The sequence below is a fragment of the Mycobacterium sp. NGS29 genome, from assembly GCF_059812965.1.
Map to the genome: position 1 here is coordinate 1 of NZ_JCALDR010000020.1, position 12,754 is coordinate 12,754.

At 67.2% G+C, this 12,754-nt stretch carries 9 protein-coding genes and 2 pseudogenes; 4 read left to right on the top strand and 7 right to left on the bottom strand.

From position 1 onward, the window contains the following. Both AC5Y5Z_RS21900 and AC5Y5Z_RS21905 read left to right on the top strand, forming a co-directional pair. Window positions 1-118, top strand: a pseudogene (locus AC5Y5Z_RS21900) (oxidoreductase); the annotation flags it as partial. Window positions 119-144: 26 nt separating this feature from the next. Beyond that, window positions 145-1,425: a hypothetical protein gene (locus AC5Y5Z_RS21905; RefSeq protein WP_499927599.1), complete on the top strand. Its 1,281-nt coding sequence runs from the start codon at window positions 145-147 to the stop codon at window positions 1,423-1,425. Between the two features lie 176 nt (window positions 1,426-1,601). On the opposite strand, the gene AC5Y5Z_RS21910 is transcribed toward AC5Y5Z_RS21905, so the two are convergent. The 4 genes from AC5Y5Z_RS21910 to AC5Y5Z_RS21925 form a co-directional block, all read right to left on the bottom strand. After that, window positions 1,602-2,723 carry a M24 family metallopeptidase gene (locus AC5Y5Z_RS21910; protein WP_499927510.1) on the bottom strand — a complete coding sequence of 374 codons (1,122 nt, stop codon included), beginning with the start codon at window positions 2,721-2,723 and terminating at the stop codon, window positions 1,602-1,604. Continuing rightward, window positions 2,713-3,882, bottom strand: coding sequence for a M24 family metallopeptidase (locus AC5Y5Z_RS21915; RefSeq protein ID WP_499927601.1), 1,170 nt, complete (start codon window positions 3,880-3,882; stop codon window positions 2,713-2,715). The genes AC5Y5Z_RS21910 and AC5Y5Z_RS21915 overlap by 11 nt, the downstream gene beginning before the upstream one ends. Window positions 3,883-4,353: 471 nt before the next feature. Continuing rightward, a complete protein-coding gene (locus tag AC5Y5Z_RS21920) occupies window positions 4,354-5,469 on the bottom strand; it encodes a glycosyltransferase (RefSeq protein WP_499927512.1) in 1,116 nt (371 codons plus the stop codon). A gap of 95 nt (window positions 5,470-5,564) precedes the next feature. Further along, the gene (locus AC5Y5Z_RS21925) at window positions 5,565-6,434 is read right to left on the bottom strand and encodes a DUF4344 domain-containing metallopeptidase (protein WP_463825367.1); all 870 of its coding nucleotides are present in this window, start codon (window positions 6,432-6,434) and stop codon (window positions 5,565-5,567) included. 290 nt (window positions 6,435-6,724) lie between these two features. On the opposite strand from AC5Y5Z_RS21925, the gene AC5Y5Z_RS21930 reads away from it, so the two are divergent. Both AC5Y5Z_RS21930 and AC5Y5Z_RS21935 read left to right on the top strand, forming a co-directional pair. Next, window positions 6,725-9,553, top strand: coding sequence for an MMPL/RND family transporter (locus tag AC5Y5Z_RS21930; RefSeq protein WP_463825368.1), 2,829 nt, complete (start codon window positions 6,725-6,727; stop codon window positions 9,551-9,553). Window position 9,554: 1 nt separating this feature from the next. After that, window positions 9,555-10,430 (top strand): annotated as a pseudogene (locus AC5Y5Z_RS21935) (SDR family NAD(P)-dependent oxidoreductase); the annotation flags it as partial. Window positions 10,431-10,436: 6 nt separating this feature from the next. Here the strand turns inward: AC5Y5Z_RS21935 and AC5Y5Z_RS21940 are convergent. The 3 genes from AC5Y5Z_RS21940 to AC5Y5Z_RS21950 form a co-directional block, all read right to left on the bottom strand. Further along, complete coding sequence (locus AC5Y5Z_RS21940) at window positions 10,437-11,363, bottom strand: antibiotic biosynthesis monooxygenase (RefSeq protein ID WP_499927514.1); 927 nt, start codon at window positions 11,361-11,363, stop codon at window positions 10,437-10,439. Window positions 11,364-11,553: 190 nt separating this feature from the next. Continuing rightward, entirely contained in the window at window positions 11,554-11,931 is a 378-nt protein-coding gene (locus AC5Y5Z_RS21945; RefSeq protein ID WP_499927516.1) for a DUF5073 family protein, read from the bottom strand. Then, the gene (locus tag AC5Y5Z_RS21950; RefSeq protein ID WP_463825371.1) at window positions 11,931-12,719 is read right to left on the bottom strand and encodes a heavy metal-binding domain-containing protein; all 789 of its coding nucleotides are present in this window, start codon (window positions 12,717-12,719) and stop codon (window positions 11,931-11,933) included. The genes AC5Y5Z_RS21945 and AC5Y5Z_RS21950 overlap by 1 nt, the downstream gene beginning before the upstream one ends. Window positions 12,720-12,754 lie beyond the last annotated feature (35 nt).

The window sequence follows — 12,754 nt, forward strand, 5'->3', positions numbered from 1 at the left end:
CGATATGGTCAAACTGGTGCCGGAGGACATCGCTGACGCGGTGCTGTACATGGTCAGTCGCGACCGGCGGGTGGCCGTCAACCACATGCTGGTGCGGGCCGCCGAGCAGACGTGGTGACCCCCCGCCTGCCAGCCGACCGGTGGGTGGTTGGCGATGGCTCGGCGTTGCCGATCCCCGTGCACCCGGATGCGTTGCGTGCCGGCGGGCAGCGCTTTCTGACCGACGCCTTCCGGGCCTCGGGTGCGTTGTCGCCGGACAACTGCGTGACCCGCATCGTCGCCTGCAACGAGATCGGCGGCGGCAGCACCGGGCGTAAGGCGGTGCTCTCAGTCGAATACCGCCGGCCCGAACCGGGCGCGCACACCGAGTTGTTCGTGAAGTTCTCCCGCGACCTCGACAATCCCGTTCGCGACCGCGGCAGAACCCAGATGGAGCCTGAAGTTCGGTTCGCCGCACTATCGCGAACACCCGGTTTCCCCATCGCCGTGCCGGACGTGCTCTTTGCCGACTACCAGCAGGCCACCGGCACGGGAATACTGATCACCGAACGAATCCCGTTCGGCGCCAATGGAATCGAACGCCATTACCACAAATGCCTGGACTACGACATGGTCGCACCTGTCGAGCACTACCGGGCGCTGGTCACCGCGCTGGCCCGACTGGCCGGCACGCACCGCTCCGGGCGGTTACCGGACCGACTGACCGCACGCTTCCCGCTGGACGTGCAGTCGGCCACCGTGGGGGAGCGTGCGGACCACCGCGCCGGACAGCTGGAGCGACGGTTGGTCCAACTGCGTGAATTCGTCGGGACCCATCCCGGGTTGCTTCCCGCGAACGTCCGCAATCGGCAATTCCTGGCTCGCCTGGACCACGACGTGCCGCGGGTCGCCGCACATGAGGCGGTCGTGCTGTGTGCACTGGCCGGCGACGCCGACTACATCGCACTGTGTCACTGGAATGCCAATGTGGACAACGCCTGGTTCTGGACGGGTGCGGACGGTGTCCTCAACTGTGGTCTGCTGGATTGGGGTTGCGTCGGTCAGATGAATCTGGGCATGGCCCTGTGGGGAGCCATATCGGGTGCCGAAATCGGTGTGTGGAACTGTCATCTCGGCGAACTGCTGGACATCTTCGTCGCGGAGTTCGTCGGCAGCGGAGGCCCACGGCTGGACCCGGACCGGCTGCGCCGGCACCTGCTGCTGTACGCGGCGGTGATGGGTGTTGCCTGGTTGTTGGACGTGCCTGCGTTGATCCTCCGCCGCTTCGGTGCTGATGTGCCGGAGAACCGCAAGGATCCGCGCATCCGGGACGACGAAAGCGTGCGCGCACCGCTGCAGATGTTGTCGAACCTGCTGAACCTGTGGGAGCAGCACCGCGTCGGCGGGTTGCTGGACGAACTTCTCGCCGAAGACGCTCAGCGCTGACTCGATTCAAGCCCCTCGACGAGTCGACGATCGCGCCGACGTCGCGGTGAGCAGGCGCGGTGCCGAAGGTCCGGCAACGACGATCCGAAGCTGCCGCTGGTGACGTGCTCGGCCGACCCCGAGCCGGCATACCTGCTGATTTATCGCTATCGGCGCAGGACGCCAAGCTGGAGGGCCTACGTCGCAGCCCAGGACGGGCTGTCGGACAGTACCGCTGCGGCACCGTCAGTGATCAGCACTGTGTCGCGACGCAATACCCCGCCCAACCCCCGCTGCCACACGTACCCGGTGATCGCCAGCACCATTCCGGTCGCCAGGCACTCGTCGTCCGTTGCGAGACAGAGTTTTTCGGTTACCACGGGCGGATCGAAACCCAGCCCGAGTCCGTGCGCGACGGGCATCGGCGGCAGCGGCTCGCCGACGGCCGGATAAGCCGCGAGCAACCCCTGCACCGGAGCGCCGGCACGACAGCCTGCAATGAGCTTGTCGTGCAGGGCATTTGAGCGTCGGTAGAGATCGCGAACGGGCTCCCCGGCAGCCTGGCCGGCCGGCCAGGTCCGGGCGATCTCGGCCACGTAGCCGTCGGCCAGCGCACCGGCGGAGAACGCGACCAAGTCTCCCGCGCGTATCTCGGTCCCGGCGCGACGCCACGGGTCCTCGTGCGACGTCACCCAGGTGCAGTCCTGGGTGGCCGGCGTGCTGACGCCACCGGCGGCCATCGCCTCGAGCATCGCGCCGGTCAAAGTCTGCTCGGCAACCCCCGGTCGCAGTTCGCCGACCGCGGCAGCGAGGCCGCGGTCGGCCACCCGCAGCGCCGGTCCCATGGCCGTGATCTCCTCGGGGCACTTGCTGCGTCGCGCGGCAGTCAACGCGGGTTCACCGTCGACGATGTCGGCATGCGGAAACGCCAGCGGCAGTAACGCCGCGAAGGTGGGGGTGATCGCGTCGGTGCCGACCCGGCGGGCGGTGGCAGCTCCCTCGATTCCTTTGATCACCTCGATGAGAGTCATGGGGTTCCAAGCCAGCCCGTAGAGCTGGTCGTGGCTGATCTCCTCCGGGACGCCCTCGTCATCGGTGCTGTTCAGATAGATCCGTCCGTCCGCGCGCACCACCACACACAGCGGCCCGAACGGACGGGTCCCGGCGATCCACAGTTGCGGCGCCCCGGTGACGTAGCGGATATTGGCCTGCCGCCCGAGGACCAGGACGTCGAGATCGTGTGCTGCCATCTGGGCCAGCGCGCGCTCGCGGCGGGCCATCCGCAGCGCCGGTGAATCGGGCGAGACTTCAGTCGCCATACGGAGAGTAGGGGTAGTCGGTGATCGGGGTGTAGCCGTTCTCGGTGACCACCACGATCTCCTCACTGCGATATCCGCCGGTACCGTCTTCCCACACCACCGGCTCCAACACCAGCACCATGCCGGCCGGGAACATGAAATTGTCGTCGAACTCCGCACCGAGATCGGTTCCGATCATGGGGCTTTCGGCGGGGTAGGTGCCGATCCCGTGCCCCAGGTAGAAATGCGGTAGCCACGGCTTGCGCCCGCCGTTGGCCGCGATCGCGGCCCGGGCCAGGTCGCCCGACGTGGCGCCGGCTCTGGTGACTGCCAGGACGGCATCCAGGATGGCCCGCCACTGCGCGAACTGCTGTTGCTGACGCGGCGTGGGTTCTTCGCCCACCAGCCAGGTGCGCCCGAAGTCCGAGCAGTACCCGGCGTAGCTGATGCTGATATCGGTCCACAACACGTCACCAGCTGCCAGTTCGCGGTCGGTGGTCAACAGCGGCAGGGCCAGATCGCCGTGGGTGGTCCAGACCCCCGTAGCGCGCGAAGCCGGCATCACCTGCCAGATTGCTTCCAGCATGTTTGCGGTGGCACCCAGTTCGAACGCGCGCCGGACGAACGCCGCCGACAGATCGATCTGGCGCACCCCCGGGGCCAGGGCCTGCTGCACGTCGCTCACCGCCTGCTCGGTGATCCGACTGGCGCGACGGATGCAGGAAAGTTCGTCACGGGTCTTGACCAGCTGGGCCGCCGCCAGCACCACTGCCGCGTCTGACGGTGGTCCGGCGGGAAACAGCGCAGCACCGGCTCGCCGCATGGCGCCGGTCAGCTCGTCCACGGCGACGGCGGCGCCCGGCGAGATCAATCCGCTCAGAATCTGAGCGAAATGCGCTACCCCACGGTCGAATTCGAGATACACCGGGGCGTGCAGGTGATCGGCGGGGACCTGGCTCTGGATGGCGACGCCGCTGCTGAACGGCATGAACAGGTGCGGATGCTCGTCGTCAGCCAACACCACGGCGACGGGTCGCTCGACGTGCGACAGGCCGGCGTCCAGCAACGGCCAGCTGACCCCGGTGGCGTATCCGACATGGCCGTTCAGCAGCAGGATCAGCGCATCGACTCCGTGCTGAGTCATCGCCGAGCGCAACCGGGCACCCGTCTCGGCATGCATCCGCACCCGGTCCGGCTCGTCGGGGATATCGATCACCGAACCGCGCGCGGCGAGTCGTGCGGTCACGCTGACCCCGGCACCGCGACACCGCACCCGAACACCCGATCCACTGTAGATGAGGCGTCCACCTCGGCAGCCGGCTCCGCCATTTGTGCAACGACACGGTCAAGGAGCGGCAACGAAGGGTCACAATCGATGTAGCGCACTGGATTTCGCGGCGATTCAGATGCGACCGTGATCCGCGTGAGTCTTGATGTCGGCGAGCGGTCGCACGTTTCGCTTGCAAACTGGGCGGACCGGCCGCCGCGGCGCTGCCCGCGCGGTCACTGGTTGTTGCCGGGACACATGACGGTAGTCACGGTGTCGTGTTCGTGTGGCCCGCATATCCGGTGGGAATGCGAATGCGGCGCCACCACCTACGGGCCGGGGTTGATCGATTCGTGCGACCTCGCCGACTGACCTGCGCGGGGGCTAGGACGCCTGCCTGGTGTCCAGCGATGTCAGCATGCCGGTGGCCGACCGCTGCCAGGTGAACATCTCGGCGCGGTGCCGCGCGCCCATCCGCCGCTGCGACTCGGGCCGGCCGACGATGTCGCGGGCCGCGTGTGCGATGGCCACCGGATCGTTGTCGGCGAGCGCGCCGCTGTCGGCGGTGACAATCTCGGCCAGGGCCGAGGTGCGCGACACCACGGCCGGCGTGCCACATGCCAGCGATTCCAGGGCGGCCAGCCCGAACGTCTCGTGCGGTCCCGGTGCGAGAGCGACGTCGGCGGAGGCCAGCAGGGCGGCGACGGTGTGCCGGTCGGCGACGAACCCGGTGAAGTCGACCGGTAGCCCGGCGGCCTGACGCTGCAGCCGGGCCTGCAGTGGGCCGGTTCCCACGACGACAAGGCGGGCATCGACGCCGGCGTCGCACAGTGAAGCCAGCGCATCGATGCTGCGGTCGGCGCGTTTCTCCACCGACAACCGGCCGCAGTGGACCAGCAGCAGCTGTTCGGGCGCCGCGAAGTTGCGTCTCAGCTCGGCGCAACGCTGCCGCGGGTGGAAGGTGTGCAGGTCGACGCCCAGCGGGACGGTGACGGTGTTGGTCGCGCCGATCCGGTCGAATTCGGCGCGGGCGAACGCGGTGGTGCACACCACGGTGTCGTAGTCGGCGGCGGTGCGCCGGTTGGCGAAATCAGCCACCCGCTGCGCGGCGCGACGCGGAAGCACTTGCCCGGCAAGGCGATCCAGGCGTTCGTGGGAGATCATCACGGTGGTGGCACCGTGCTCGTGGCCCCACCGGCCCAGCGAGCGCAGCGTCAGCCGATCGGAAACCTCCAGGGCGTCCGGTCGCAGCGACTCCAGCAGGGCGCACACCGGCCCGGGCATGATCGCCCGGTAGCCGCCGGTGCGCGGAAGCAGTCTGGCGGGCAACGTGATCCGGACGACCCCGCTGTCCAGAGTGCGGCGGTCTGCGCGTTGACCGGGGACGATCAGGAAAACCTCGTGATCCCTGGCGCAGTATTCCGCGCCCAGGCGGTCGACCGCCGTGCGTAGCCCGCCGGATCTGGGTCCGTAGAAGTTGGCGACCTGTACCACCCGCATACGCCTGAGGGAATCCGGTGCTCATGTGCGGTCGACGAGCGCGGACCGACTGCTGCCTGAATACCGCGTGAAATCCCGTCGGGCGCTGCGGCGGCTCAGCTGGGTTTCTTCAGGTGCGGCCCCAACATCTGGCGCCACGCCCTGGACATGTTCTGGAATTCCTCTTCGCAGTTGCCGGCGCGGTCTTCCGGTAGGTCACCCGAGGACACGATGCCGGCGTTGGCCGTCGTGTCCGACCCGTAGATCCAGCATTCCCAGTTGTACATCCGGGTGATGTCCATCGAGTGGCCGTCCCAGAACGGCAATTCGTTGGCGTCGCCCGCCTCTTTGGCGCTCAGCCGCCAATCCTGCGCAGTGTCGGTCGCGATGCGTACCCCATTGGGATAAGGCTTGCCGTCGGCGCCGGGGTCCAGCAGCTCGAAAGCCGACAGTTGGTCGGCAACATCCTCTTCGCGGCCGGTGAAAGCGAGCTCGTAGATGGACAGCGTGGCGTGGCCGAGTTCGTGGTAGAAGCCGGAGATCGTCGCGTTGACCGCGGCCAGCGCCGGATCCGGGTTCTCAGCGCGGGCGAATCTCTCTTCGCTTTGCTGAATGTCTTCGTAGCACAGTTGAATCTCGTTGAGGTTGGGATCCCAGTAGTCGTTGGCCTCACCGCACTGCTTGGCCACGGCGCCGACGTCATGCGGCAGGTTCAAGGTGTCGTTGACGTGGCCCGCGACGCTCTCCAACACCTTTGCGTCCACCATCAGCTGGCGGCCGCGTTGCGCCTCGGGGGTGGTGGCCTCCTCATAGCGCAACGTCATCTTCGCCACCACCGGCGGCTCGGTCGGGTTACCGGGTTGCGAGGTCGCCGCCGCTTCTGGCGACGGCCGGCTGCTCCCGGACGGGTGATGATTCTTCGCCTCGCTGCATCCGGCCACCAGTAGGGCCGCGCAGGCGGCGACGACGATGACTGGCCTCCGCATGTCGCGTGCCCCCTTCGTGGCGCGGTGCCGGTGTCGTAACGTTCTCGAGGTCTGCCCGGACCTGTGGAAACGTTACGACACCGGCGTGCAAGAAACGGCGAAACACTCGCTTGACGCGCCATCCGTGCGACCGCGGCCGCGGCAAATCGCTGTCGAACTGAGGACAGTGGTGGTTGAATTAGCCGATTCCGTCCGGGCCCGGGTTCGGTATCGAATGAGAAGGTGATGCGCCCGTTGAACTCCTATGAGCCGCCGCGTGACATTCGCGCGGCGCGGCTGAGGTTCACGTGGTGACGGGCCGATACATCTACCGCTTCGCGCTGCTGATCGTCGGGGTCTGGGCCATGTTGACGGTCGCGGGCAACAGCCTCACTCCGCCACTCGAGCAGGTGGTCGCCGATGAAGACCAGCCGTTCCTGCCGCCCGGGACCAGGGCCGCGGTGGCGGTGCAAAGGTCGGCGGCGGCGTTCTCGCAGGCGCCCACCGACAATGTCGGTTACCTGATCCTGGAACGGATCGGGGCCCTCGACGAACACGATCGGGACTACTACAACCAACTGGTCACGGCGCTGCGCGCGGACAGCACGCACGTCCTTCAGGTGACCGATTGGTGGCTGGTGCCGGCGACCGCGCAGGTCGCGATGAGCGCCGATCGCCATGTCATGACCGCCCCGTTGCGACTCGGGGGGGTGGTGGGTTCGACGGAAGCCGTTGATTCGATCAACGCGGCGCGCGGCATCGTCGCCCAACTGCATCCGCCGGACAATCTGCACGTCTACATCACCGGTCCCGGGGCCACCGTGATGGACGAGTTCGATGCGATCGACCGGCAGACCCAGGTCATCACGGCGACGACGTTCGTGGTGTTATTCGTGCTGCTGTTGGTCGTCTACGGATCCCTGATCACCGCAATGGTGCCCCTGGTATCGGTGACCTTGGCGCTGGCGGTAGCCAAGCCGGTGGTGTCGGCGCTGGCCGCGCGCGAAATCATCAGTGTGTCGCTGTTCTCTCTGTCGGTCAGCGTGGCCGTGGCAGTGGGGGCCGGTACCGGCTTCTCGATCTTCGTGATCGGGCGATATCACGAGCTACGACGACAAAACTTCGATCCCCCGACGGCAGTTGCCGGCGCCTATCAGGGTGTGGCGCCGGCGATCTTAGGCTCGATACTCATCGTCGTGGCACCGTTGGGTGCCTTGGCCTGGCTGAGTCTGGCCAAGATCAGTATGTTCGCGACCACCGGAATTCTCTGTGGCATTGGTGTTTTCGCGGCCGGACTGGCCGCGCTGACGTTGACACCCGCCCTCGTCGCGCTGGCCAGCCGGGCGGACCTGGTCAAGCCGCCGAAGCGAAACTATTGGCGGCGCCGGTGGCGGCGCATCGGCACCCAGGTGGCACGCTGGCCGGCGCCGATTCTGGTAGCCAGCGGAATCCTGGTGCTGATCCTGATCATCGGGCTGCCCGGAGTACCGATCGGGTGGGACGAAACGCAGACGACCTCTGCGAACTCGGAGTCCCGCCGCGGTTACCAGATCGTCGATCAGCACTTCCCGCCGAACCAGTTGCTTCCCGACGTGGTCACGATCGAGACCGACCACGATCTGCGCAACCCGGCGGCACTGACCGCCATCGAGCAGGTGACCAGCAACATCATGACGATTTCCGGGGTCCGGATGGTGCAGTCCGCCAGCCACCCGGGCGGGATGGTCTCCAAACAGGCCGCGCTGACCGCGACCGGCGGCAACGTCGGCGACCGGCTGGAGGAATTCGCTGACCAGATCACCGCTCGGGAGGACACGTTCGCCAAACTCGACACCGCCGCGGGTGAGCTGGTCACCGGGCTCGATCTGATTCAGTCGGGCTCGTTTGCGGGCAACTACGCGATCGGTGGCGTGAGTTTGGCCATTCATCTGACCCAGGAAGCCATCGTGAAGGTGCGGGCCCGGTCCGCGGAGGTTTCGGAGATCTTCGAGCCGCTGCGTAAGTTCGTCGGCGCGTTGACGGACTGCCGGGCGACGCCGGTGTGTGCGGCCGCCCAGGAGGCGGTGCAGTGGGCGACCGCTGTCGTCGACAGCTCCAACACGTTGGCCGATGCCGCCGATCAACTCAGTAAGGAGATCGCCGACGCCGCCGCGGCAACCGGGCTGTCGGGTTTGCCGAACATCCTGATCAGCCACAGCGCCCCACTCGAGCAGACGCGGGCGATGACTGCGGGCTTGCGCGAGGTGCTGAAGAACCCTCGTCCGGTGCCCACCCAAGAACTTCCGACCTACCTGCGCAGTCTGGTCTCCATCTCGCAGGGCAGCCCCGGGGTCGATCTCTACGCGTCCCGAAAGATCCTCACCGACCCGAATATGCGTCCCGCACTGAACGAATTCTTCTCCCCGAATGGACACTCGACGCGACTGTACGTCTATGGCAACGGTCACGAGTGGGGTGACGAAGGCGCGGTACGCGCGCGGGCCATCTCGGTCGCCGTGGCGGATGCGACCACGGACGGCGCGCTGAAATCGACCGGCGTGCAACTCACCGGCGTCGGGCCGGCCACCCGCGACCTGCAGGACATCATCGGCGGTGACCTGGTGCTGATGGCGGTGCTCACCCTCGGGGTGATCCTGCTCATCTCGGCTGCGCTGTTGCGAAGTCCGGTCGCCGGCTTGGTGGTGCTGGGCACCATCGCGACGTCGTATGTCTGCGCGCTGGGCGCCAGCGTGCTGATCTGGCACCGTCTGCTGCACCACGAGTTGCACTGGTCGGTGCCGCCCATCGCGTTTGTGTCCATGGTCAGCGTGGCCTCGGGCGGCAATCTGCTCTTCGCCCTGCGTATTCGTGACGGCCTGGCCGCCGGGCTGCGCACCAGCATCATCCGGGCGTTCGCGGCGACCGGCGGCACCGTCACCGCCGGTGGCATCGTCGTCGGGATCACCACGATCGCCCTCGCGTTGAGCAGGGTGGTGAGCGTGGCGCAGATCGGTGTCACGGTGGGTCTCGGTCTGTTGTTGAACGCCCTGGTGATGCGTGCCTTCGTCCTGCCGGCCATGATGGTGGTGCTGGACCGCTGGTTGTGGTGGCCACGGCAGCAGGCCAGTGACGAGGAGGAACTCGAACCTGTCCCGGTCTGAATTGCCCGCACTGTCAACGGATCTGCTGGCGGGGGCGGGCGCGGTGGTGGTCGGCGGCAGCCGCGGCATTGGCCGTGCGGTGAGCGAATTCCTCTGCAGCGCAGGAGCTTCCGTCGTAGTCAACGGTCGCGACCCGGTCACCGTCCAGCAGACTGTCGATGCGCTCACGGCTGCGGGAGGACGCGCCGTCGCAGTGACCGGGGCCGCGGACGACGAACACGTCGCTGCCGCACTGATCGACGAATGCGCGACGACGTTCGGGCGATTGGACGTCCTGGTCAACTGTGCCGGCATCGCCGAACCGGCGAACTCCTCGATTCTGCGGATCACCCCGGCGGAGTTCGATCAGCTGGTCGGCTCGCATCTGGGCACCGTGTTCCACACCTGCCGGCTCGCGGCGCCGATCATGGCGGCCCAAGGCCACGGCGCCATCGTCAACACCGGCTCGGCCGCGTTTCTCGGCGACTACGGTGGTACCGGCTACCCCGCCGGCAAGGGTGCCGTCAACGCGCTGACGATGGCGATCGCGGCGGAGCTGAAGGCTGACGGGGTGCGCGCCAATGTGGTCTGTCCGGGTGCGAAGACCCGCCTATCGACCGGGCCGGCGTACGAGGCTCATATCAGGGACCTGCACCGGCGCGGGCTGCTCGACGAGATGACGATGCACGCTTCGCTGCACGCTGCCCCCGCGCAGTACGTGGCACCGCTCTACGGCTACCTCGCCAGCGACGTGGCCCACGACGTCACCGGCCAAATTTTTGTTGCCGCAGGGGGTTTCGTCGGACGCTACGGCCGGCCGGCGCCGCAGGTGCTGGGCTATCGCGACCACAGCGGCAACCCGCCGTGGACGGTCGAGGAGTTGCACACGATGATCGGTGGCCGGCTACCCGAGCAAACCGAACAGCAGCACCAGCGCGCCGCAGCCGACGACCACCAGCGCCGACCCCGTCAAACCGGTGCGGACTGACGCGCCATCGATCGGATCGAGCCAGCGCCGGAACGGTCGCGATGCCGCCGGAACCAGGACCCATTGCAGCAGAACAACACTGATGACGTTGCCCACGAAGATGGCCGGAGCTGTCGCGATCCCCAGCCCGGCGAGCGCCGGGGACAACCACTTGGTCAGCAGCATCACGGTCGGGTACAGGCACAGCACCACCAGCATGGCGGTCTTCCAGGCCGGCGTGATCTTCGTCTGACCGTCGGCAATGCGGACGGTGGAACCGAACGGCGCGCTGCTGGGCAGTTCGGCGAAGTCGTCGGTCAATTCGTCGCGTAGGCGCGGCAACGCATGCCGGCGCTCCGCCGAGCGTATCCAGCCGGACAGCTGGCCCGCGGTGCGGAAGCGCAGCAACGACATCCACTGCCCGGATTCGTCAGCGGGGAACAGTGCCGTCCCTTCATAGCCGGGGAACGCGGCGCAAGCCACCGTCAGATCACCCTGGGCGGCAACGAATTCGACATCGTTGCCGGCAGCCACGCGGTGCAGGAATATGGTGGCGTTGGCCGGTGCCGGCTCCCCGTCCACGAGCATGAGATCGGCGGTGGACCGCTGAAAGCCCCGCGCGTGGCCGTCGGCGAGTACGGCCCGGCGGTCGGCGCCGTCGAGCCAACCGTCCAGCGTTGCGGCGCTGTCGAACGAGGTCGCGACACCGTGATCCAGCTGTTCGCCGCGCTGGACGGATCGGCGCGCGCTGACAAACCCGGCCGCCCGACGCGCCGAATCCAGGTAAGTGTCCAGCCACCGGTCGAACAGTTCGGGGTCGGCGGGGGGATGAAAGATCGTGATCCCGGTGGCGGCGACTGTCATGCCAGTTGTCTACCATCGCCGCCGGCAATTTGCGCCGCACGGTCGATTTGGCGATGCGCGCACGTGGGTACGCGGTGCAGGCCCCGAGGTGGGGGCTCGATGGGGAGTCGGGTGCGCCGGGTTCGATTGAACATTACCGTGATGTCCCGGGAGTGCAGCACATGAGTCTGGGACACAAGGGTTTTGGAGTTCAAAACCGGTATCCGGCGCCGAGCGCCTCGACGGCCGCGTTGATATTCGGGACGACCGAGGTGCCGTAGCGGGTCACGATCTGACCGAGCGAGCGCGCGAGGTGTGGACCCACGGCGTCGGCCGGCAGGATGTCTTCGGCGATCACGACACCGTTGACGAGGTGTGCGGCCTGCAGTCGGCCGTCCCGCGCGACTTCGTAACGCCAGTCACCGATCTGGACTCGTTCCGGGTTGGACGAGAACAACCCGCGTCGGGCCGGCGTGTGCCGCACGCCCGGCAGTCCGGCGAAGACCTTGACCACCAACGCGATACCGCCCGGTCCGGAGAGCGCGCCTGCGATGGTGCGACTGATCCATTCGGGATCGAAGTCGCTCATCAGTTGTCCATCGCCAGCACGAAGGTGGGCTCGATGGTCTCTGCACTTCCGGTGCGTCGCACCGCGGTTCCCGCGGTGTAGAACTCCACGGTGTGGTGTCCCCAGGCGTAGTTGGACACCGCGAAGTGCACCCCCACCACACCGGTGGCACCGTCGCGCTCGGCTTCGGTCTGCATGCGCGTCATCGCCAGCTCACGCGCCTGATAGTTGCCCTGTGTCCACTGCGGCATCTCCATATTGCGGCCGATCTGGCGCAATGTCTGCATGAACCCTTGCACCGCAATGTGAAACACGCAGTTGCCCATCACGAATGCCACCGGGGCGAACCCGGAACGCAGCAGCGTCACCATGTCCTGACCGGACAGATGACTGGAAAACGCCTGACCGTTGGGACGCCGGAAGGCGCCGGGCTTCGCGCTGTAACGCACTGCGGTGCCCACAGCCATGAATTCCAGGTGCTCACCACCCTCACCGTGGTGGCGCCAGTTGAGGCGTACCCCGACGATCCCGTCCGCCTGGAGCGCGTCGGCCTCGGCTTGCATGCGGGCCATCGCGTTCCAGCGCGCCCGGTAGGTCGCTTCGGTGAGCACACCTAGCTCCTGTTGTTGCCGCATGCCGGTGAACTGGAACCCGACGTGGTAGACCGACACACCCATGACGAGTTCGATCGGCTCGAAACCGGCGCCGTGCAGCAGGGCGAATTCGTTGATCGACAGATCGGACGTGAAGGATTTTCCGGCGTGCGACAGTCGCTCGCTGGCGACCGGATCGAGCGACATCGGCTCCATGGTCGGGCGTCCCTTCTCCTGGTGGGCGGCAGCGT